The organism is Methylobacterium sp. J-026 (genome assembly GCF_022829585.1).
Classification (GTDB): Bacteria; Pseudomonadota; Alphaproteobacteria; order Rhizobiales; family Beijerinckiaceae; genus Methylobacterium.
Window position 1 is genome coordinate 1 of the sequence record NZ_JAKSYC010000352.1, and the last position, 19,112, is coordinate 19,112.

At 64.3% G+C, this 19,112-nt stretch carries 28 protein-coding genes; 10 read left to right on the plus strand and 18 right to left on the minus strand.

Going from position 1 to position 19,112, the window contains the following annotated elements; genetic code table 11:
• Positions 1-552: 552 nt before the first annotated feature.
• The 5 genes from MKK69_RS30710 (at position 553) to MKK69_RS30725 (ending at position 3,339) form a co-directional block, all read left to right on the plus strand.
• Positions 553-705 carry a hypothetical protein gene (locus MKK69_RS30710; RefSeq protein WP_243973958.1) on the plus strand — a complete coding sequence of 51 codons (153 nt, stop codon included), beginning with the start codon at positions 553-555 and terminating at the stop codon, positions 703-705.
• Between the two features lie 71 nt (positions 706-776).
• Positions 777-899: a hypothetical protein gene (locus MKK69_RS31150; protein ID WP_279598719.1), complete on the plus strand. Its 123-nt coding sequence runs from the start codon at positions 777-779 to the stop codon at positions 897-899.
• Between the two features lie 67 nt (positions 900-966).
• On the plus strand, positions 967-1,251 hold the full coding sequence (locus MKK69_RS30715; protein WP_243973959.1) for a hypothetical protein: 285 nt from the start codon (positions 967-969) through the stop codon (positions 1,249-1,251).
• Positions 1,252-1,542: 291 nt separating this feature from the next.
• A complete protein-coding gene (locus tag MKK69_RS30720) occupies positions 1,543-3,006 on the plus strand; it encodes an ATP-binding protein (protein ID WP_243973960.1) in 1,464 nt (487 codons plus the stop codon).
• A 30-nt stretch (positions 3,007-3,036) separates the two neighbouring features.
• Positions 3,037-3,339 carry a hypothetical protein gene (locus MKK69_RS30725; protein ID WP_243973961.1) on the plus strand — a complete coding sequence of 101 codons (303 nt, stop codon included), beginning with the start codon at positions 3,037-3,039 and terminating at the stop codon, positions 3,337-3,339.
• 22 nt (positions 3,340-3,361) lie between these two features.
• On the opposite strand, the gene MKK69_RS30730 is transcribed toward MKK69_RS30725, so the two are convergent.
• A complete protein-coding gene (locus MKK69_RS30730) occupies positions 3,362-3,544 on the minus strand; it encodes an Rmf/CrpP family protein (RefSeq protein WP_243973962.1) in 183 nt (60 codons plus the stop codon).
• A 248-nt stretch (positions 3,545-3,792) separates the two neighbouring features.
• Positions 3,793-4,068, minus strand: a complete 276-nt coding sequence (locus tag MKK69_RS30735) for a hypothetical protein (protein ID WP_243973963.1) — start codon at positions 4,066-4,068, stop codon at positions 3,793-3,795.
• Between the two features lie 328 nt (positions 4,069-4,396).
• Between MKK69_RS30735 and MKK69_RS30740 the strand changes: the two genes are divergently transcribed.
• On the plus strand, positions 4,397-4,543 hold the full coding sequence (locus tag MKK69_RS30740) for a hypothetical protein (protein ID WP_243973964.1): 147 nt from the start codon (positions 4,397-4,399) through the stop codon (positions 4,541-4,543).
• Positions 4,544-4,692: 149 nt separating this feature from the next.
• On the opposite strand, the gene MKK69_RS30745 is transcribed toward MKK69_RS30740, so the two are convergent.
• The 8 genes from MKK69_RS30745 to MKK69_RS30780 form a co-directional block, all read right to left on the minus strand.
• Complete coding sequence (locus MKK69_RS30745) at positions 4,693-5,814, minus strand: contractile injection system protein, VgrG/Pvc8 family (RefSeq protein ID WP_243973965.1); 1,122 nt, start codon at positions 5,812-5,814, stop codon at positions 4,693-4,695.
• Positions 5,815-6,424: 610 nt separating this feature from the next.
• Entirely contained in the window at positions 6,425-6,598 is a 174-nt protein-coding gene (locus MKK69_RS30750; RefSeq protein WP_243973966.1) for a hypothetical protein, read from the minus strand.
• Positions 6,599-6,609: 11 nt separating this feature from the next.
• On the minus strand, positions 6,610-7,167 hold the full coding sequence (locus MKK69_RS30755; protein WP_243973967.1) for a hypothetical protein: 558 nt from the start codon (positions 7,165-7,167) through the stop codon (positions 6,610-6,612).
• On the minus strand, positions 7,160-7,954 hold the full coding sequence (locus MKK69_RS30760) for a hypothetical protein (protein WP_243973968.1): 795 nt from the start codon (positions 7,952-7,954) through the stop codon (positions 7,160-7,162). Before MKK69_RS30760 ends, MKK69_RS30755 begins: the two co-directional genes overlap by 8 nt.
• A 196-nt stretch (positions 7,955-8,150) precedes the next feature.
• Positions 8,151-8,513, minus strand: coding sequence for a hypothetical protein (locus MKK69_RS30765; protein WP_243973969.1), 363 nt, complete (start codon positions 8,511-8,513; stop codon positions 8,151-8,153).
• Between the two features lie 175 nt (positions 8,514-8,688).
• Positions 8,689-8,841, minus strand: a complete 153-nt coding sequence (locus MKK69_RS30770; protein ID WP_243973970.1) for a hypothetical protein — start codon at positions 8,839-8,841, stop codon at positions 8,689-8,691.
• 4 nt (positions 8,842-8,845) lie between these two features.
• The gene (locus MKK69_RS30775) at positions 8,846-9,421 is read right to left on the minus strand and encodes a hypothetical protein (RefSeq protein WP_243973971.1); all 576 of its coding nucleotides are present in this window, start codon (positions 9,419-9,421) and stop codon (positions 8,846-8,848) included.
• 183 nt (positions 9,422-9,604) lie between these two features.
• Positions 9,605-9,832: a hypothetical protein gene (locus tag MKK69_RS30780; RefSeq protein ID WP_243973972.1), complete on the minus strand. Its 228-nt coding sequence runs from the start codon at positions 9,830-9,832 to the stop codon at positions 9,605-9,607.
• 127 nt (positions 9,833-9,959) lie between these two features.
• Here MKK69_RS30780 and MKK69_RS30785 point away from each other — a divergent pair, with 127 nt between their 5' ends.
• Positions 9,960-10,253 (plus strand): DUF6522 family protein, encoded by a 294-nt coding sequence (locus tag MKK69_RS30785; RefSeq protein WP_243973973.1) that lies wholly within the window; start codon positions 9,960-9,962, stop codon positions 10,251-10,253.
• A 101-nt stretch (positions 10,254-10,354) separates the two neighbouring features.
• The gene (locus MKK69_RS30790) at positions 10,355-10,723 is read left to right on the plus strand and encodes a hypothetical protein (RefSeq protein WP_243973974.1); all 369 of its coding nucleotides are present in this window, start codon (positions 10,355-10,357) and stop codon (positions 10,721-10,723) included.
• A gap of 92 nt (positions 10,724-10,815) precedes the next feature.
• On the opposite strand, the gene MKK69_RS30795 is transcribed toward MKK69_RS30790, so the two are convergent.
• The 6 genes from MKK69_RS30795 to MKK69_RS30820 all read right to left on the minus strand — a co-directional run bounded on the left by MKK69_RS30795 (position 10,816) and on the right by MKK69_RS30820 (position 15,091).
• On the minus strand, positions 10,816-11,790 hold the full coding sequence (locus MKK69_RS30795; protein ID WP_243973975.1) for an AAA family ATPase: 975 nt from the start codon (positions 11,788-11,790) through the stop codon (positions 10,816-10,818).
• An 85-nt stretch (positions 11,791-11,875) separates the two neighbouring features.
• Positions 11,876-12,694, minus strand: a complete 819-nt coding sequence (locus MKK69_RS30800) for a toprim domain-containing protein (protein WP_243973976.1) — start codon at positions 12,692-12,694, stop codon at positions 11,876-11,878.
• A 104-nt stretch (positions 12,695-12,798) separates the two neighbouring features.
• Complete coding sequence (locus MKK69_RS30805; RefSeq protein ID WP_243973977.1) at positions 12,799-13,002, minus strand: hypothetical protein; 204 nt, start codon at positions 13,000-13,002, stop codon at positions 12,799-12,801.
• Between the two features lie 3 nt (positions 13,003-13,005).
• Positions 13,006-13,242 (minus strand): excisionase family DNA-binding protein, encoded by a 237-nt coding sequence (locus MKK69_RS30810; RefSeq protein WP_243973978.1) that lies wholly within the window; start codon positions 13,240-13,242, stop codon positions 13,006-13,008.
• 90 nt (positions 13,243-13,332) lie between these two features.
• A complete protein-coding gene (locus tag MKK69_RS30815; protein ID WP_243973979.1) occupies positions 13,333-13,962 on the minus strand; it encodes a hypothetical protein in 630 nt (209 codons plus the stop codon).
• 4 nt (positions 13,963-13,966) lie between these two features.
• Positions 13,967-15,091, minus strand: coding sequence for a tyrosine-type recombinase/integrase (locus MKK69_RS30820; protein ID WP_243973980.1), 1,125 nt, complete (start codon positions 15,089-15,091; stop codon positions 13,967-13,969).
• A gap of 163 nt (positions 15,092-15,254) precedes the next feature.
• Between MKK69_RS30820 and MKK69_RS30825 the strand changes: the two genes are divergently transcribed.
• Together MKK69_RS30825 and MKK69_RS30830 are read left to right on the plus strand one after the other, a co-directional pair.
• Positions 15,255-15,683, plus strand: a complete 429-nt coding sequence (locus MKK69_RS30825; RefSeq protein WP_409564924.1) for an HK97 family phage prohead protease — start codon at positions 15,255-15,257, stop codon at positions 15,681-15,683.
• A 44-nt stretch (positions 15,684-15,727) separates the two neighbouring features.
• On the plus strand, positions 15,728-17,020 hold the full coding sequence (locus MKK69_RS30830; protein ID WP_243973981.1) for a phage major capsid protein: 1,293 nt from the start codon (positions 15,728-15,730) through the stop codon (positions 17,018-17,020).
• A 54-nt stretch (positions 17,021-17,074) separates the two neighbouring features.
• Here the strand turns inward: MKK69_RS30830 and dps are convergent, their stop codons facing one another.
• Together dps and MKK69_RS30840 are read right to left on the minus strand one after the other, a co-directional pair.
• On the minus strand, positions 17,075-17,620 hold the full coding sequence (gene dps / locus MKK69_RS30835; protein ID WP_243973982.1) for a DNA starvation/stationary phase protection protein Dps: 546 nt from the start codon (positions 17,618-17,620) through the stop codon (positions 17,075-17,077).
• Positions 17,621-17,746: 126 nt separating this feature from the next.
• Positions 17,747-18,670 carry a S1 family peptidase gene (locus tag MKK69_RS30840; RefSeq protein WP_243973983.1) on the minus strand — a complete coding sequence of 308 codons (924 nt, stop codon included), beginning with the start codon at positions 18,668-18,670 and terminating at the stop codon, positions 17,747-17,749.
• Positions 18,671-19,112: the final 442 nt, after the last annotated feature.

Genomic DNA, 19,112 nt, shown 5'->3' on the forward strand with positions numbered 1-19,112 from the left:
CACACCCAAGTCCCTGCCGGTGTCGCTCCGGTTGCCGCCTGAAGTGAAGGCGGCTGCTGAGAAAGCCGCGAAGGACGACATGCGGTCGATGTCCAGCTTTATGGAGAAGCTCCTCACCGAGCACCTCAAGGCGAAGGGCTACCTCAAGTGAAGATCATTACCGTCGGCGATCGCGGAGCGATCAGATGCGTGCAATCCTCATTGCCGCGGTATTCGCGATCGCGGTTGTCGCAGTCGTGGTTCTCAGTCAAGTCGTGACGCACGGCTAGGGTGAACCTGATTCGCTGTGGCCTGTCGACCACGCAAATTCTGAATTGGCCAAACGTTCAAATTTTACGCTGGCAGCCGGAGGTAGGCTAAGTGCATCACTGGGCTCGCTTCTACGAGCATACGCCCATGCCGATGCCTCTCTACGACCGTCTACATCGCTATATCGTGGTCGCGCTGCTGTGCGGCGGTTTGGCTATGATCGGAGCGGCTTGGTTCTGGGACGGCTTGTGACGGACTGATTTACTGACCAGGGCTACGTGCAGCATCCGAGGATCTTGAGGGATGAGCCGGATCGCGACCATCGTGAGTGTAGCGGTCGTGGCAGCGGCAGGTACGCATCTGCTCGCAAACGAAGGCATCGAGCACGCTCCCCTGAAGGTGCTGGGCGCCGGGCTTATCGCGAGTGGCCTTGTTGCGCTACTGAACCGGGCATGAGCTGCCCTGAGCCCGATGAGTTGTTCCGCGCCCGTCTCCTGCGAGTCGTTGCTGATCACGAGCGGCATCTCGTGAGAATGGCGTATGGTTCGTTCCTCGATCGCATCGGCCGGAAGTACGACCGGTTCAGGACCGGAGTGCCGCTGAAGGGCCTCGACGGCTTCAAGGATGACATCACCGGGGACGAGACCTGAACGCATCCTGCCCCTCCTAGGCAAGACGCTGAAGGCGGACGGTCGAAGCCGGCTCCAAGCACTCTACATGGTCCACATGCCCACGCTCGGCCTCACACTACCGCTCCGCATCTGCATTCTCGATGACGCGGCCTGCGTCGAGGATGCCAACGGCCGACGTACCGGGTTCGTCGCCTGGTCGGATGGTGGTGGCGACGCTGGCGATGAACCGTTCACGCGTGCTGAGGCCATCGAGCAGGTCCGCCTCATCGCGAGAGCATGGGCTGACGCCTTGGTCGGCGGAGGCACGCTCGATACCGGCCCGGCACCTGAGGCTGGCGCTGCGGCGGTCGAACCGTCCCCGGAGAGTTGAGGCCGCCCTCGACGCCGCCGGCGTCATCTTCATCGAGGAGAACGGCGAGGGGCCGGGGGTGCGGCTGCGGAAGGCGACAACCGTTTGGGCGTCGAATAGGTAGCTTCAGCAGCCCCTTGTGGCGGCTCTGACCTCTTGAGCGATCTAACGGCTGCACTGATGATAAAAACTATAGAGAGCAAAAATCACTAAGCCATTGCGATAAAAAGGAAAAATCAAATCGCTCCGGGTAGGAAAGGGCCCGCGGTCGGCCATTTCTGATATAAGGGGGATAAAACGGCGAGAGGCATCATGGTCAACGACCCGCAAGCTCTTCTTAGAAGACTTGTAAAAGAACCCTCGGAAAGCGCGTGGGTTGAATTCAAAGAGAACAATGATGATCCGGACATGATCGGATCGTGGGTTTCTGCATGTGCAAATGCTGCCATTCTTGCCGGAAAAGAACGGGGCTTTTTAGTCTTTGGAGTGAAAGAAAAGCCTCGCCGCCTTGTCGGAACGAAAGTAAATCTCGCAAATATGAAGAAAGGAGGCGAAAATTTTACAAACTGGCTCACCAGGCTAATTGAGCCTCGATTAATGATGGAGTTTCTTGACTTCAAAATAGGCCCATTGAAATATGCGATCATAGCCGTAGAGCCCACATACGATCGACCGGTAAAATTCAACGGCGTAGAGTACCTCAGAATTGGCGAGAATACTAAAAAACTGGCTGAATTTCCTAATCATGAACGATCCATATGGGTCGCAACAGGCCGGCGGAAATTCGAGGATGCAATAGCAGTTTCGCATCAAAGCCAATTCGACGTCTTGGATCAACTGGATGTCGATGCATTCTATGCACTTTTGAAAGAACAAAAGCCACGGGTTCCTGAAGAAATACTCCGTAAATTTGAAATGTCAGGATTTGTTCGCGATGATATGGAGGGCAGTTACGATATAACAAATCTTGGAGCTATTGTTTTGGCAAAAGATTTGCATAGATTTCCTTCTATGTCCGGAAAAGCCATTCGAGTTATTCAATACAAAGGAGAAGACAAAAGGCAATCGGAGAATGAAGAGGAATTCAACTGCGGCTATGCCGTAGCGCTGCCTAGAGTTCTCAGGCACATGAATTCTATACTTCCTAAAACGGAGGCTTATACGAATGGCGTTCGAAATGTAATCCCGCTATATCCGGTGACAGCTTTGAGGGAGATCATTGCAAATTCGATGATACATCAAGATTTCACGATATCCGGATCGGCACCAATAGTTGAAGTGTATGGGAAGAGGGTAGAAATATCAAACCCTGGATCTTCATTGGTAGAAATTGATAGAATCATTGACGAACGGCGATCAAGAAATGAAAAACTCGCGTCCTCGATGCGATTATTGGGCCTATGCGAAGAACGTGGCGGCGGTCTTGATAAAGCGGGATTTGAAATTGAAGAGCAAAATTTGCCGGCGCCCGAATTCATTTCTTCCAAAGACACGATGAGAGTCGTGCTCTATGGCCCAAAATCATTTTCTGAACTAAACAAAACAGAAAAACTTCGCGCGTGCTTTTTTCATTGCATACTTAGATGGCTTCAGCGGGACTACATGAGCAATACGACCTTGCGAGATAGATTTAGGCTTGAACAGGAAAATTACCAAGCCGTCTCTGCCATCATATCAGAGTCCGTGAAACGAAAACGAATCGTCCCCGCCGAAACCAATCAAGGAAAGAGAAATGCCAAATACGTTCCCTATTGGACGCGCAAGCTCTCGCAATAGGTGGCCCTTGTGAACGCTCACCTCTCTCCCATGCGCACAGCCCTCACCGCCCTCGCTCTCGTCGTCGCTGCCGGTGGGGCGAGCGCTCAGCAGCAACTGCCGACGGTTCCGGAACTGCTGACCGCGGAGCTGAAGGCGGCCCTAGCTTGTGACGGCTCTGGGGATCCGGCTGTGACCCGTGAGCAGTGCCGCCTCCGGGATCGGCTGAGCGGTCGCCTGGCGCAGGCCGGCTACTGCTGGGGCCGCAAGGGCCAGACTGATGAGAAAAAGGAGTGGCACGCCTGCCAACCCGACTCGATTTACGAGGATGATATCGAGGCGGTTCAGCGCTGACGGTAGCTTCTGCTTGGATGGCTCAGGCGTCAGTGATGGGTACGTCTGGCCCATCTTCCCTGGGTGTGCCGTCATAACCGTCCATCCACGCCCGGCGCTCCGGCATATCTGCATGATAGGGGCAGCTATCCTTCGGCAGGCCGACCGCTCGCGCGTGCGCTCCCTCGGCGATCGCTTCAAAGATGGTGGGGTGACGCGTGTCCATCGCGTTGTCGCCCTCTACGGTATCGAGCCGTTTCGTGAACCGGACGATTCGCCCAGCACAGTCCCACAGGGTCGCAGATCCTGCGCGATTGGCAATGAGGCTGCCCACGCGCACGCCGAAAAGCTGCAGGAATTTCGAGCACAAAAAAGCCCGCGCCGGCGAACCGGGCGGGCTGAGTAGGTCCGTGGTCTCAGGAACGAACTGGCTTGCGTCGAAGCAAAGCTTGTTCCGAAGCTGTGGCTATAAGATCACTTCCCACCGCCGCTGCCGGTCGAGCCGAGACGCGAGGGCTGGCCTTCGTTACCGGCGGCGGCGGAGTCGGTGGCGACGCCATCAGCGGCGCGACCGGTCGGGGAGTAAGTCGCAGCCGGTGAATCACCGGTCGAGCCAGGCTGACGCGTGACGACACCGGGCGCGCCGGGCGGGACGATGACGGTGGTGCTGGTCGGGGTCTCGATCACCTGGGCAAAAGCAGGGGTCGCCAGAGCCGTGACGAGCGCGGCAACGAGGGCAATTTTGGTCATGTCGATCTCCTGTCGGGATGGTGCGGCAGGAAACTCCTGATGCGCCGGCACAACTCCGCTGGCCCCATAGAGATCCGAAATTCTGACGGCTGCAAAATACGGGTGTGTGCCCTCGCACGCTGTTTACTTTCAGTCACACAACTACCGCATCGCTGCGGCAACCAGTGGTAGAGCCTCAATCCGCCCGCCGCATCTGCGCACGGCTGCGCTGCACAGCATCCTGGGACAGGTTGCCAGCGGTCGAGGTGCGGACGTTGGTCTCATGCCCCAACTCTTCCCGCTCGACCTCGGCGCGCCATGTCATTGGCCAAAACAGGGAGACGCACCGATGGACCGTGAGCGCGATCGCGACGTAGCCGAAGACCTGATCGAAGATGCCCGGAAGACGATGGGCGACAGCGAGAAGACGGAGCGGCCGGGTCAGGGCACCGATCAGCCCAGCGGTGACGATCCGGCCAAGACTCCGAAGGAGTGACGGCGCTCAAGCGTCGGCCCTGCTCGACCTAGCTCACGCTTGGGGAAACGCCAGCTCTCACGCCCCCTTGCCGTACACCCCATCCGGCACGCCGCCGCCCTGGATCTGCCCCATGCCGTTGAAGGGCTCTGGGAACTCCGCGCCGGCGGTCAAGCGGCCTGTCCGCTGCCCGAACCGTACAGGCCCGGCGCGGCACCTGCGCCGCTGGCCTCGATCCGGTTGCCGCCGCCCAAGCGCATCGGCAGGCACATATCAAGTACCGACAGTGTGCCCTCGGGGCCTTGCGTGCTGGTGACGCCCTGGATGGCGAGCTGCATGCGGTTATCCGGAAACATGAAGGGGTCGTAGACCGTGATCGTCTTGCCGATCATCTCCAGCCACAGGGTGCTGCTGTCCTTGAACCAGCCCTGCACGGTGTAGCTGCCCGACAGCATGGTCACGTAGTTCTCCGCCAACTCGTGGTTGGCGCGCATCTGCATGTCTTGCTTGTCGCCCGGCATCTCGGCCGCAAAGCTGAATGGACGATGCCGGGTGACTGCGGGGTTCACCGCCGTCGCTTTCACGTCCCGGGACGCATCGCCGAAAATCTGGTCGTTGCCGGGCTGCTGACCGACGGCGTCGATCTTGTCGTAGGCGTTCTCGTCGCGCATGAGCAGCGAGCCGGCCTTAATGTTGCGGCCCAGTTCGAGCTCCGCGCCGACCATCGCGCGGCCCTCTCCTCGATAGGCGACCAAGTTCCCATCCGCATCGTCGCGCAAGAACACATTCCGAAAGCGACAAAGGCGTTCAAGGAATGCGAACACCGTCTCGCCCATCTGCACATTCACCTTCGGGAACACCTTATCGGCGCCGTTAGTGCTGCCCTGCAGCTGAAACTTGATCCCGTAGGGCTGGAGGACAGCGCCGGCGATCTGGTTCAGCGAATAGCCCTTGAACTCGCCCTTCTCGTGGTCGACCGTTGAGTTGACGATGTCGGCCATCTTGGATGTGACAGTGATCTGCAGCCCGTGCTCTTTGTCGTTGTAGGCCGGTTGACGGGCGGAGATAACGCCATCGATCACCTTGCGCCCTGCGAGGTAGATCTGTGCCTTATTCGAAACTCGCAGCTTCAGCGCATCCCACGTCGGCACGCCAGACTCGCTCGGTGACGCAGCAGCGAAGGTCGCGACGCTGACGACCTCGCCGAACGTCCGGTTCACCGAAATTGTCTTCCAGTTGAGGTACCGCTTCCCGTTGACCAGGATGTAGGCGAGCTCTTTCGGGTTCGGCATCGGTCAGGCTCCTGCAATCCGGGCGATCTCGGCGACGCGGGTCATGGTCAGACCGCTTCCGTAGAGTTGAGCTGCGTGGCCTGATGTGTCTTCACGGTGGCCTCCGAGGCCGGCATCCGCTGCACCGCCAGGATGCGGGGCGGGCTGACGGAAGTGTCGATTACCGATGCGGTCCACGAGCCGTCGGCGAGCGCGGCTCGAACGCGATCGTTCGTGACGCTTTCTGCTGGAACGCGGAGGTTCCCATCAGCGGTCGGACAGGCGCCATAGGACCAGCAATCCCCCGCGATGCAATGCCAGAGGCGGCCATACCGGGCGTCGTTCGCTGCTAGGGCGGCGAGATCAGTATATGCGTCTATCACTTCAAAATACCTCAGGAGGCTCAAAGGCTCAGGCCTAACGTATGGCGCTGAGGATAATCGTCTCCAGGCGAATTGTAGACGGCAATGCTGATTTGATGGTGCGCCAACAGCGTAAACTACTGCTTTCGGGCGGCCCAGCCTGCGATGGGCCCAACCCAGTCGATCGGTGAGCGACGAAGCGACCTGCGGCACGGGGCTCAACGCCGTGGGATCGGCCAGACTGGCGTAAGACGCGGCCGGCATGACGGTCAGACCACCGCGTCGGTGCGCTGCCAGCACCGGCCGTCCCATCGGAAGGAATGGCCGTCGATCACCTTCACGTCGCCGATCGCGGGCCAGCCCGGCGCGCCGGCCCCGCGGGAGTCGCACGGGTCGATCGGCGTGGCATCGGCCGGGACAGTGGTGGTGTTGTCGTCCGTCATGTCGGTGCTCCCTAGGCCGCCGCCACCGGCATCGGCCGGCCCTCGCCGTCGAGCCACGCGCGCCCGTTCCACTGGTAGCGGAAGCCCTGCACGGTCCTGACCTCGCCGACGCGGGTGCCGGGCGGGACCTGCCGCGTGGCCTGCGACGGGCCGAGCAGGCGCCAGCGCGTGCCCTCGACGGCGTAGCGGTTGCCGCCGAAGTTGACCGTGCTGCCGTTAGTGCCGGCGGGCGCTGACCGCTGCTCCGGTGGCAAACCGGCCACCCGCCGCCCGTCGGCATCGAACTGGCTCATCTCGGCCTCGACGCCGCGACGGATCTCAGCCCGGCGCGCGGCGCGCTGCTCCAAGGTCTGTCCCGGCTGCGGCTGGCTGAGCTGCCGGACCGCGGTCGCGTGGCGGAGCGAGCGGACAAGCTGCTCTCGGGCGGTTTCAGCCTCGCGTTCACGCCGGCCCTGCTCGATGGCCCGGTCGACCTCGGCGCCGGCCAACTCGCGGATGCGCCCGCGGTCGGCATCCTCGATCGCGCCACGCTGGGCCTGCCAAGCTCGGAATGCCTTTTCGCTAAACATGGTGCTGCCTCGGGGTCTCGGTGACGGGACCGGAGCGGGCATGCCCCCATGCGGGCGCCGGGTAGATGTACGTCTCGGCCGTGAAGCCCGGGATGTTGGTGAACTCGATCACCCCCTTGTGCGGTATCGCTGGCTCGCGCGGCACTTCCCGCTCGACCTCGACCTCGCGCTCCACGAGGTTCGGGCCCCGCACCACGTCAGGGTGCGCCGGCTCGCCCGTGCGCTTGTCGACGAGCACCCTGCGCGTGGTCACGAGCTTGTTACCGTCGGCGTAGAGCCGGCCGTTGAAGCCGCCGGGCTCCAGCACCGTGTCGAGCGGCTCGGCGCCGTCGGGGAGGCTGGCGTTGGCCTCGCGAGCCACGCTCCGAAGCTGGCCGGCGCGCTTCAGGATATCAGCCAAGGCCTGGGCCGCGGCCGGGTACTCATCGGCGATGACCTGCCGAGCCTCGGCGAGCGCCTGCTCGGCTTGGGCGTAGAAGGCGCGGCGGCGGGCCTGCTCGGCCTCGACCTCGGCCGCATCGACCTCGCCGGCCAGGCGGGCATGCCGGGTCTGGGCTACAGCGAGCCGGCGCTCCACCGCGCCGACGGCGGTCTCGTGCGCCTCCAGCTCGGCGACGTCCTCCGACGCAAGCGCGTCGTCGCGGCGATCCTCAAGGGACTGGTGCTCGCGCTGAGCGGCATCGAACTCGGCGCTGGCCGCATCGAGGTCTCGGCGTAGGTGCTCCAGGGTGCCGGCGGCCGCCGCGCCGCCCGTGGATTCTTTCCGCTGCTTACGTCCGAACGCCATGCGTGCCTGCCTCGTGATCCTGTTGCGGCCCTTCCCGACCTTGAACGTGACACCTCCGAAGAGCACCGGGGCGCGCAGGTCAGGTTCCCGTTATTCCGCGGGGCCGCGGGCGCGGTCGCATGACTGCCCCGGCTGTGGGCTTAATCGAGCAAGGAAAAACCGAAGGCGCAAACACGCATTCCCCGAATAACCCGAATTATGCGGGCCGGATCGTCTCCAGGTGTTGGGTCAGCCGCTCGACGGATATTCTCCAGCGAGATCCGTAGCGGCGGCCGATACCGTGGCGCTCAGCCCAAAGCCGGATCGTGTCGTCGTCCCGGCAGGCGCGGACGGCCGCTTCCTGAACCGTGATGAGGCCGGGATGGCCGGGAAATGCCGGCCAGGACGGCGCAGCCGGCACGGGTGCGCCTGGCGGACGCAGGCTCTCGACCAGGTGCGCGTGCACCGCCTCCTGCGCGGCCAGCGCCCGCTCCTGCGCCTCAGAGGCGATGGCCTGCAGGAGCCGAGCATCCTCGATCAGCGCCGCGAGGGTCGGATCGGTGATGGCGGAGGCCGTCATCGTCACCTGATCCGGACGCGACGGGCGACGCGCCGCCACCAAGGGCGGGCGTCCAACCCGTAGGCAAGCGGCGGCTCGGGAGCGTCCACGAGCTGCGGAGGCTTCTGGCGCAGAACACGCACCGCGCCGCCGTCGGCCGGTACGATGCTGACGCGCTCAGGCGGGGGCTGGTCGGTCATGCCGAGTCCTCAGGCTTCGGCTGCAGTTGCTTGCCCGCGTCGGGATGGAGGGCGCGCCGCGCAAGCCGGATACGCTCCAGCAGTTTGATCCGGGCCTCCGGAGTAGTTTCAAATCTCTTTGGCTGTGTATCGACGTTCTGCTCTGCCATTTTATCAGCTCCTTCTATTTCGCTTCGCCATAAATATTGCTTGATCCTCTATATCATTGCAAGTCTTCATTCCGTCTTCGTAAATCTCTTGCATGGCTTCATAAAGATGCTTCTGCGTCATGTCGTGTGCGAGTTGCGCGACTTCTGGTGGCATGCTCATTTGCACACGGACAGGGATCGGCAGGAGCTTCTCGCGAACGGCCCTGAAAGTGGTTTCCACCAGCGTCTCGATGTCCTCGACGCGGACCCACTCACCGTTGCTGATCTCCCAATCACGCTTGCGCTGCAGGCCAAGGTAGTTCTCTTTCCGCCGGATGGCGTCGGCGAGGGACAAGTTGCCGTCGTCGTCCAAGTCCGGTGTTACCTCAGGCTTGTTACCTCCCGCCTGGGTAACGCCACCCCGGTAACGCTCCGGCCGCTCATCCAGCAGCAATTCGGACGCCTTTACGTCGATCAGCCCATCGGCAGTCAACACGAGCCGCCCGGCCTGCTTCCACTTCGTGACCGACTTCGGCGTGACCTTCCGATGCTTGGCGAACTGCGCCTGCGTCATCGTCTGAACGGCGGCATCTTTCGGCATAGCGGCGTTACCTCATTACCGTGTTACCGGGTTTTCGGATTTCATCGCTGGAAAAGGCCTCAGCCTCGCGCGTTACCTCCGGGGTGGTACCCCCAGGAAAGGACCCCGGGTTTCAGGAGGGTCCATGGTCACCATCCGCGACGGTAACGGTCTCCGGGATGGTCCTGCCTGAGACCCACCCAGTCAGTGCAGCCGAGCCTCCGCGGCCTCGGCAGGCCAGTCGCCCTTCACCTGGGCCTCGTACCGGCGCAGCGCCTCGAACAGCTCTCCAGCCGTCACGTTGGGGGCGTAGACCGCCAGCCGGGCAATGACCGTCCAGTAGAAGTCCGGCCCGTCGAGCTCGTCCCGCAGGCGCCAGATGTCCGCGGCGAGGGCGGAGATGACCGCCTCGTCCATGACGGGTGAGGTCATGCGGTTCTCCCATCGAATTGTCTGAAGCAGGGTGGCCCGGCCTGGCGCAGCAAACCGCAGGGCGCCTTATAGTCAGGCCATTGGACTGTTCTTTGCACTGTGCATGACAGCTGCGGAGGGATAGCGCGTGCGCCTCGACCTCGATGAACAGGGTGGTTGGCTTATCCGGCCCGATGAACTCGCACAGCGACTTCGGATCGACGAGCAGCTGCTTAGACGTGAGGCTGCGCTCGGCCGCATAGAAAGTCGCCTTGACCGTGGGCATGGTCGGGATGAGGGCCGTTCGAGAGTTACGGTCACCGTTGGGAAGCACAGTTGGCAGGGCACCTTCGGTGCTGACGGCATCCTGATTGCCGAGTTCAGATGGGAGCGGCATTCGAGCGCCATGGCGGTCAACCGAGAGAATGCCGGCGTCATCTAGGCGGGTGGGCGTCATGGCAGGGCATCTGCATCAGCTGCTCGGTATGGAGCGTTGCCTGGAACGGTGAACTGAGTCCGGCGGCACGTGACCGGAGGACTTTCATGAGGCTCCTTGAATGGCTCCTGTCCGCAGTGGTCCAGTTGTTTGGCAGCGGCAGAAATCGAAGCAGCGGCGACACGATCGCCGCGGAGAAGGAAGCCGGTACTTTTGAAGGTGAGTACGCGTCCCGGGCGCGCGACTTTGAGAGCGACTACAATGCCGCGGTGAAGCTGCTGAAGAACAGATTGGATAAGAGATATCCGAGCGGCCATTACGGACGGCTGAGAGCGGGAGAGAACAACCCGTACAATTACGGCGAGGAACGAGCGGAAGCTGTCGACACGATGTCGATCGCCATAGCCATGGCACTGCGAGACGGGGCTACCGTGAAGGAAGCTGCTGAAGCCGGCGCTGCGAGCGTGGGGATCTAGTTTGTGTAGGAGGCCCTGAGGCTTCGTATGGGCGCCTGCTCCCACCACGGGGGGTGTAAGATCAGTAAGATTGTAAGATTGGCGAGGGCTGCTCATTCGGCATCCCCCTCACCATACCGGTCTCGCGATCTTACAATCTTACCGTTCTTACAGGGGTTATGGACCCCTGAGAGACCGTAGAGTCCCCGTCTCATCTTCTCGATCTCGCCGGCACTCGCCATCCGGAAAAGCATCACGTCGAGGGCGTTACGGTTCTCAATGCCAGCGCTGAGCATGATGTCTTTCGGCGACATCGGCTCCGGCGACTGGCGCAGCGCATCCAGGATCAGGTTGCGCTCATCGCTGCGCCGGACGTCGGCCGCCGCGCCCAGCATGGTCCAAGCGCCATTTGAACGGTCGAAGGAGAGAGCGCTCTCGATCTCCTCGATGTCGCGGCCACGCCCGTAGAGCGTGGTGCCTTGGCTATCCCGGGCCAGCACCAGCGTCGTGTCGGCGGTGCCCGTGAGCCCCGTCGACCCTGAGAGGCAATCGAACGGATCCTCGGCCTCAGCCTTGCGGGTGTGGTGGATCACCACGATGGCGATACCGAACTCGGCTGCCAGCCCCTGCAGGCCTTCCAGGGAGCGCACGTCGTAGTCGTAGATGCCCTCGTTGCCCTTCATCGCAGGGCGGACCTTGTTGAGCACGTCCACGATGACGAGCCGCGGATCGGGCCGGCTCTCGATCCAGGCGCGGATATCGTCGAGGCCGCCGTCGTCGAGCCGCCGGCAGTTCAGATCGTAGTGCAATCTTTCCGGGAATCTTACAGGGATCTTACAGGCGGTCGTCGGCAGCAGCTGACCGAGCCGCTTCTGCAGGCGACGCTTGTTGTCCTCCAGTGCGAGGTACAGGACATCGCCCTGCTCGACCTCGATGGTGCCGAGCGCATAGCCGCCCATGGCCACGGCGATGGCGGTGCCGAGCAGGAACCAGGACTTCCCCAGCTTGGGCTTGCCGCCGAACAGGGTAAGCCCTTCGGCGAAGATCCCCGGGACGATGTAGCGAATGGGGGGCAGGATCTCGTCCATCAGCTCGGCCGCGGTGGCGGATCCGAAGCGGCGCGGCGGGAGCTTCACCGGCAGCGGTGCGAGCCGCTCGATCGTGTAGGCGGCATCAGCCATGGGCCACCGCCTTCAGCGCGTCGTTGATGTCGTCGCCCTCGGCCGTCGCCCTCACGAGGAAGACTTCGCGACCGGCCCGGCGCCAGCGGTCGGCGCAGAGCTCGGATGCACCCCGTCCCGCCGGATCGTCGTCGACCGCGATCCAGAGACACTCGATCCCGGACAGCACCGGGAAGCTCGTGATCCCGCCCGCGTTCAGGACCGACCACACCGGCGAGGCGCCGAACTCAGGAAGGCCCTGCAGAGAAAGCGTCGTCTCGATGCCCTCGCCGATGCCCAGGCAGGTCGTGACGTCCTCATCCGCCGTCAGCTTCACGGCCCCGTCGCGAATGCTGGCGAGGGCGAGCCGGTCCTTGCCGCCAACCTGGATCTTTTGTCCGTCGAGGCTCAGCGCCGTTCGATGGATCGCCTGCGGGGCATTGGTGATGACGTTTCGGACCAGGGCGACCATGGCCGGCGTCCGATTGCCCGCGAAAGGGCACCTCGGGTGGTAGCGCAGAACATCTTGGCGCGCGGGCGGCACACCGAGCCTGCGGCGGGCGAAGTAGCGCTCGACTGGGGATGCTGTCGGGGGCTGGCCTTCGTCCCACAAAGCCAAGGCACCGGAAGTGCGGCTCGGATGGATTTTCGGTAGTATCGGCTCAACTTGAGCCGAAACTAGCCGCTGCGAAACCGGCTCAACTTGCGCCAGTTTCTGGGCAACTTGCCCAGAAATGCCGAGCCGATCGCGAACGTAATCACGACAGGTCCCGAAGTCGTCGCCGGCATGGCTGTGAAGGGTGAAGCCGTTCGGCGCCGAGGCGTCGAACAAGACGGAGAGGCTGCGATCGCGACGGCTATGGCCCGGGCCAGGGCAAAGGATGCCCCGGCCTGAGACCTCGCCCCCGAGCATGTGCGCTGCGGAGCGAAGGTCCATCATCGCGCACCCTGCCAGCTGTCGACCGCGGGAAACGCCAGCTCGGCCACGACGCCCGCGATAGACGGCGTCAATCCGAAGCGAGCTGTGAGATAGTCTTGTCGAAGCGCCTGGGCTGGCGTATCTCTCTGAGCGTCCACCTGGCAGTAGACATTCTCGGAGACCCGCCGCAGCCCGCGCTGTGCGCGGGTTTTCTGTTTCATGGCTCAGGCGGCCTCCGTCTCGAGCGAGGGGAGCGAGGCGAGGTAGCTGCGTAGGCTGTCCGCCGGAATCAGGGTGCGATTGCCGGCCTTGATGGCGCGGAGCTTCTTGTCCTTCACTAGCTGATAGATGGTCGAGCGACCGAGGCCGGTGCTGAAGCAGGCTTCCATCAGCGTGAAGCAAAGCTTCTCCGTCGGCGCGCGCGGGTCTCCCTGCGGCGCCTGCATCTGCTGCAGAGCCATTAGATATTCCTTTCGTGTCCACTGGCATTTGCCGGTGGCTGAGCAGAACCTGGACGGAGTTGGGCGCCCGAAAAAGTGCGCCCGAAATTATTATTTTGGGCGAGATTTCGGGAGAGGCTTGTTGATTGGATCAACCAAAGCTCCGAGCTGCTCAGAGAGCGAATTGGTCATAGCTTTCGGAGACATGGACGGGGCCTTTCCCGAATATGCATCAATCAGCCATTGAGACAGAGCATTTGCTGCCTCAGATTTGGTTTTATAACGCTCTCCTAAATTTGCGCGTCGATTGATTTCTGCTTCAACAACGTGTCGCGAAGTAGGGTGTCCGACTACTCCAGTGCGTAACAAAGCATCCGAAGAATTCTGGACTTGGTTTTTTAGATATGGAAACTGATCGACTAAAGACGGCCATGCGAGATCAATCCGAAAATATTCGGTAAGACCGAACTTGACAATTTCGGCATCGCGCTTTGGCCTGAAAGTCCCTCTCGGAAGAACACCTCTCGAATTCTGCCAATCGAAGATTATCGGGCACTCGGCCCACCTCCATTCTCTATGGGTGACGACAGGCAAATCATTGACGAGCTCGTTTTCCACGAATGCACGCCGGCTGACCGCAGGAAGCTGCCCGCTCCAAAGTAAGGGCGTCAGCAGCCGCTCGACCAAGATTGTGTCGCGCTCGGCATCCAGGATGAGCTCGAAGGCCTGAGAGAGTGGCACCCAACTATCCGCCACAGTACACCGCCCACGCATCCATCAGCTCGCGCCGCTTCTGAAAGAGATCGCCGCGCCGGTATGCCGCCTCGACCCGGTTCTCGATGACGTGCGCCAGAGCAGCCTCGGCTACCTCGCGTGGGAAGCTCGTCGATTCGCTGGCCCAATCGCGGAACGCCGATCGGAAGCCGTGAACCGTGATGTCCTTGCGGCCCATCCGGGTCAGGACCTTCAGCATCGCGGTCTTGTTGAGCGGCTGGCTGCGCTTCATCCCCGGGAACACGTACTCCGAGCCAAGCGGCTTCAGTTGCTGGACCAGGGCGAGGGCAGGAAGGCTCAAGGGCACTCGGTGCTGGATGCCGGCCTTCATCCGCTCGACCGGGATCGTCCAGGTCGCCTCCGCCTCGTCGATCTCGTCCCAGCGGGCCCCGGTCGCCTCCGCGGTGCGCACCGCCGTCAGGATCGTGAACTGGACTGCAAGCGCGGCGATGCCGGCCTGCCGCTCGATCGCCGCCATGAAGGCAGGAACTTCCTTGAATGGCAGGGCAGGGTAGTGGACGACCTTGCTCACCTTCGAGCGACGGGGCAGCAGGTTGGCGAGATGACCGCGCCAGCGCGCCGGGTTTTCACCGGCCCGGTGCCCACGTGTCGTAGCCCAGTCGAGTACCGACTCGATCCGGCCGCGTACCCTGACCGCCGTCACGGTCTTGGCGGTCCAGATCGGCTCCAGGGCCTGCATCACGAGACCGGTGTCGACGGCCTGGACCGACACGTCCCCGAACACCGGATAGACGAAGGCCTCGAAGGCCATGTGCCAATGATCGGTAGTTCGCTCGATCCAACCGGCCTTGTGCGCCTTGATGTAGCCCTCGGCGCAGGCCCGGAACGTCAGCGCCTTGGCTGCATCGAGCTTCAGCCGGGCGCGTGCCTGCTCGCGCTCGATGATCGGGTCTCGACCGTCGAGGCATAGCTTCCGGCACTCGGTCGCCTTGGTGCGAGCCTCGGCCAACGTGATCGTATGAAGCGGTCCGAGCCCCATCGAGCGGGCGCGGCCGTCGAGCATGAACCGGAAGATCCAGGACCGCGCTTGCGCGTGCGTGACCTGAAGATAGAGGCCGCCGCCATCGGCATACATGCCGGGATCGCGGGCCCGAGAGACTACCAGAGCGGAGAGTCGTCCAACTTGCCGCACGACTGATGCGCCTACGTCTGTACCCACAATCGGGCGCTGGATTGTGGCACACACGGGTGGACGTGGGTAGACCATAGGACACCTCAAAGCGCAGTGAAATCAGCCAATTAGGCGTCCATGGCTGTCCAGTCGGACACCGCTCGTTCGCCTGCTGTTCCAGCACGACCCGGCCGAGCCGATCGGCCGCTGGCTCTCCCTGCGCGAGGACGCCACCGGCCTGTTCGCCGAGGGCCAGCTCAACCTCGCGGTCCAGCGCGCCCGGGAGGTCGATGCCCTGCTGCGCGGCGGCGGGCTCGACGGCCTGTCGATCGGTTTCCGCACGCTGCTCGCCCGCCGGGGCACGGGCGGCGAGCGCCGGCTGCACCGGGTCGATCTCTGGGAGATCTCGCTCGTGACCTTCCCGCTGCAGCCGGGGGCCCGGGCGAGCCCCGACCCGGACCCCTTGGCCGAGGAGATCCGCGGCCTCGCCCGCCGGATCGCCCCGGCCCGGGGCGTGAGACTCGGGCTCCGGCTTCCGCCGGCCGCCCGGCCCTGACGTCCAAGCACCCCGCTTTCCACTCCCCAGACCACGAGGCCCCGATGGACGCCCAATCCCCGCTCGCCCGCACCGCCCTCGAGACGAAGGACGGATACCCCGACCTGGAGAACAAGGCCGCCCGGCCCGAGGGCGCCCCTGTCCGCTCCGCCTTGGACGAGCTCTCCACCGCCTTCGCGGCGTTCAAGGAGACCAACGAATCGCGCATCGGCGCCATCGAGGGGCGCCTGGGCGTCGACGTGCTCACCGAGGAGAAGCTCGCCCGGATCGACGCGGCCCTCGACGCCGCCCGCACCCGCCTCGACCGGATCACCCTGGAGCAGGCCCGGCCGCCGCTGGGCCAGCCGGGGCCCCGGGTTGACGCGGGCGCCCAGGAGCACAAGGCGGCCTTCGACCTCTACGTCCGGGCCGGCGAGAGCGCCGGCCTCAAGCGCCTGGAGGCCAAGGCCCTGTCGGCCGGTTCGGGCCCGGATGGCGGCTACCTCGTGCCCGACACGATCGAGCGGACCGTGCTGATGCGCCTCGGCCAGGTCTCGCCGATCCGGTCTATCGCCAGCGTCCAGCAGATCTCGGGATCGCAGTACAAGCGCGCGGTCTCGGTGGGGGCGCCGGTCACCGGCTGGGCCGCCGAGACCGCGCCGCGGCCCCAGACCGACGGGCCCGCGCTCACCGAGATCGCGTTCCCCGCCATGGAACTCTACGCCATGCCGGCGGCCACGCAGACGCTGCTGGACGATGCCGTGGTCGATCTCGATGCGTGGCTGTCGGCCGAGGTGGAGACCGCCTTCGCTGAGCAGGAGGGCGTCGCCTTCGTGTCCGGCAACGGCGCCAGCCGCCCGCGCGGCTTCCTGAGCTACGACACGGTCGCCAATGCCGCCTGGGTGCCGGGCAAGCTCGGAATCGTGGCCACCGGGGCGGCCGGCGCCTTCCCGTCCAGCAACCCGGGCGACGTGCTGTTCGACCTGATCTACGGCCTGCGCGCCGGCTACCGCCAGAACGCCGGCTTCGTGATGAATCGGCGCACCCAGAGCGCGATCCGGAAGTTCAAGGATTCGGAGGGCAACTACCTCTGGCAGCCGCCGCTCGCCGCCGGCCAGGGCGCGACCCTGGTGGGCTTCCCGGTCACCGAGGCCGAGGCCATGCCCGATCTGGGGAAGGACAGCCTGTCCGTGGCCTTCGGCGATTTCCGCCGGGGCTATCTGGTGGTCGACCGGACCGGGATGCGCGTGCTGCGCGACCCGTACTCGGCCAAGCCCTACGTCCTGTTCTACACCACCAAGCGCGTCGGCGGCGGGGTGCAGGATTTCTACGCGATCAAGCTGCTGAAGTTCAGCTGAGCGGTCGCGCCCCGCCCGATCACGGGCGGGGCGCGAGGATCTCGGGTCCGGTTCTCAGCGGCCCGGGTTGCCGTCGCGCAGGGCGCCCGTGGGCTCCTGGACGTGGGCCTCGAGGAACCACAGCTGCTTGTCCACGGCGCGGGAGATCTCGGTGAAGAGATCGGCCGTGCCAGGATCGCCTGCCTCGTCGGTCTCGTCGATGTTCTCGCGCACGGCGTTGGCGTAGCCGGCGAAGCTGTCGATCAGCGCGGCGATGTGGTCGGCGATCGCGTAGATGCCGGTCGGGTAGGGCGGCAGCTTCGTGCGCTCGGCGACCGCCTGGGTCGAGCCGAAAGCCGTGGCGCCGAGCTGCACCGCGCGCTCGGCCACCTTGTCGTTGAGGTCGTCGAGTTCCGTGCGGAACCCGTCGAGCATCTCGTGGACGCCGATGAATTGCGGCCCCTTGAGGTTCCAATGGGCCTGCTTGATCGCCAGGGCGAGATCGATGCCGTCCGCCAACCGGGCGTTGAGGGCCTCGATCGAGACCTTCTTGGCGTTCGAATCGGTGTCGTTCCGGGTCTTGTGCGCCCGGGGGGTGTTGCTGATTTCGGTCGCGGCCATGCTCTCGCTCCGTGTGCCGGAAGGGTTCGGATGCGAAAGTGCCGATGGGGCCTCAGGTTCCCGCAGATGCGCAGGATCCACCGCATGGCAGGGCCCCGCGTCGGTTCGAGCTCCCCGATTCGGCGCCTACCGGCGGCGCGGGCGCGCCGTCCAGACGGACCCGTCGCCGCGCGGCAGGGCGTCGCTCACCTGGATCCGCGACAGCTCGGCCGAGCGCGCGGAGATCCAGCCGGCATGCTCGGCCACCGGTGTCACCGCGGTGAAGCCGCCGCAGGCGGTCCGGCGGGCTCCCTGCTGCAGGGCGCCGCTCGACCAGCTGACCACGCCGACGATCCGGTAGCCGCCGGGGCCGCCGGTGAGGATCGGGCCGCCGGAATCGCCCAGGCACGCGCCGGCCCCCGAGGTCTCGGCCATGCGCCGCCGGTCGGTAACCACGGTCACCCGGTTGGCGACCTGCAGCGAGCCGATCGAGACGAGATGCGCCAGCCGCAGCACGCGGGCCGAGCCCCGCCGGTTCTCGGCCACGACGCCGAAGCCCGCGATGTCGACGGCCTCGCCGTTGCCGATCGCGCCGGCGCCCCGCGGGTCAAGGGGCATGTAATCGGCCCCGAGGGGCCGTTCGAGCTTGAGCAGCGCCAGATCGACCCCGGGCTGTTCCTCGGGCGTCGTGCCGGGGACGAAATCCGGATGCATCGTCGCGGCGATCACCTGCGTCCGGTGCTGGCGGAAGCCGCGGTCGACGCTGATCACCGTGTAGCCGGCCGGGCGCATGACGCAGTGGGCGGCGCTGAGGACGAGGTCCGGGGCGATCAGCGTGCCCGAGCAGATCTCGCCCTCGGTGCTCTCGATGCGCACCACGAAGCTGCGCGCCCCGTCGGGATCGCGGGTGGTCGTGCCGTTGATCACGGCCGCGGCGGGGGTGGGACGCTGGCCGGCCAGCGCGCCGAGGAGCGCCGCGCCGAGCAGGCCGCCCCGGAGAAGGCCCCCCCCGAGGCGACCGCGCGCCGGGCGCTCGCGAAGGGCGGCCTGGCGGATCGGGCGAGGGAACATCGGGCACTCCGGGGGCGCAGGTGACGGCCGTCTTGGACGAGCGGGCGGCACGACGAGCCTAGAGTAAGGGAATGACCTGGCCAAGCTGAGGTTCCCTGCGGAGACGAGGGTCCCGGGGACGGGGTTGGGCTGTCGGATGCCCGGATCGAAATCCGGATCGTTCCGGGTTCGCGAGAACGGCCATGCCGGAGCACCCACGGACCGTCCCGCCCCCGCAAAGGCCACCGGAGTCACACGTCGCAGTCTGACACCAACACCATGACAACGGAGCGCTTTTCCCCTCCCCCTTGCGGGGAGGGGCCAGGGGTGGGGGTGGTGCAGACGGCACCGCACCGCTCCATCCTGCACCACCCCCACCTTCAACGCCTCCCTGCAAGCTCGAGCGATCCCGGGCAAGCCCGGGATCGCCAAGGGAGGAGAGAGCGGCTCGGCCAGCGATCGG

Coding starts and splice junctions, on each gene's coding strand:
- MKK69_RS30740 (WP_243973964.1), top strand. CDS start 4,397: ATGGACCGTGAGCGCGATCGCGACGTAGCCGAAGACCTGATCGAAGAT.
- MKK69_RS30725 (WP_243973961.1), top strand. CDS start 3,037: ATGCGCACAGCCCTCACCGCCCTCGCTCTCGTCGTCGCTGCCGGTGGG.
- MKK69_RS30790 (WP_243973974.1), top strand. CDS start 10,355: ATGAGGCTCCTTGAATGGCTCCTGTCCGCAGTGGTCCAGTTGTTTGGC.
- MKK69_RS30780 (WP_243973972.1), bottom strand. CDS start 9,832: ATGACCTCACCCGTCATGGACGAGGCGGTCATCTCCGCCCTCGCCGCG.
- MKK69_RS30735 (WP_243973963.1), bottom strand. CDS start 4,068: ATGACCAAAATTGCCCTCGTTGCCGCGCTCGTCACGGCTCTGGCGACC.
- MKK69_RS30730 (WP_243973962.1), bottom strand. CDS start 3,544: ATGGACACGCGTCACCCCACCATCTTTGAAGCGATCGCCGAGGGAGCG.
- MKK69_RS30760 (WP_243973968.1), bottom strand. CDS start 7,954: ATGGCGTTCGGACGTAAGCAGCGGAAAGAATCCACGGGCGGCGCGGCG.
- MKK69_RS30840 (WP_243973983.1), bottom strand. CDS start 18,670: ATGTTCCCTCGCCCGATCCGCCAGGCCGCCCTTCGCGAGCGCCCGGCG.
- MKK69_RS30765 (WP_243973969.1), bottom strand. CDS start 8,513: ATGACGGCCTCCGCCATCACCGATCCGACCCTCGCGGCGCTGATCGAG.
- MKK69_RS30715 (WP_243973959.1), top strand. CDS start 967: ATGGTCCACATGCCCACGCTCGGCCTCACACTACCGCTCCGCATCTGC.
- MKK69_RS30710 (WP_243973958.1), top strand. CDS start 553: ATGAGCCGGATCGCGACCATCGTGAGTGTAGCGGTCGTGGCAGCGGCA.
- MKK69_RS30775 (WP_243973971.1), bottom strand. CDS start 9,421: ATGCCGAAAGATGCCGCCGTTCAGACGATGACGCAGGCGCAGTTCGCC.
- MKK69_RS30805 (WP_243973977.1), bottom strand. CDS start 13,002: ATGAAACAGAAAACCCGCGCACAGCGCGGGCTGCGGCGGGTCTCCGAG.
- MKK69_RS30795 (WP_243973975.1), bottom strand. CDS start 11,790: ATGGACGAGATCCTGCCCCCCATTCGCTACATCGTCCCGGGGATCTTC.
- MKK69_RS30810 (WP_243973978.1), bottom strand. CDS start 13,242: ATGGCTCTGCAGCAGATGCAGGCGCCGCAGGGAGACCCGCGCGCGCCG.
- MKK69_RS30830 (WP_243973981.1), top strand. CDS start 15,728: ATGGACGCCCAATCCCCGCTCGCCCGCACCGCCCTCGAGACGAAGGAC.
- MKK69_RS30820 (WP_243973980.1), bottom strand. CDS start 15,091: ATGTATGCCGATGGCGGCGGCCTCTATCTTCAGGTCACGCACGCGCAA.
- dps (WP_243973982.1), bottom strand. CDS start 17,620: ATGGCCGCGACCGAAATCAGCAACACCCCCCGGGCGCACAAGACCCGG.
- MKK69_RS30720 (WP_243973960.1), top strand. CDS start 1,543: ATGGTCAACGACCCGCAAGCTCTTCTTAGAAGACTTGTAAAAGAACCC.
- MKK69_RS30745 (WP_243973965.1), bottom strand. CDS start 5,814: ATGCCGAACCCGAAAGAGCTCGCCTACATCCTGGTCAACGGGAAGCGG.
- MKK69_RS30750 (WP_243973966.1), bottom strand. CDS start 6,598: ATGACGGACGACAACACCACCACTGTCCCGGCCGATGCCACGCCGATC.
- MKK69_RS30770 (WP_243973970.1), bottom strand. CDS start 8,841: ATGGCAGAGCAGAACGTCGATACACAGCCAAAGAGATTTGAAACTACT.
- MKK69_RS30755 (WP_243973967.1), bottom strand. CDS start 7,167: ATGTTTAGCGAAAAGGCATTCCGAGCTTGGCAGGCCCAGCGTGGCGCG.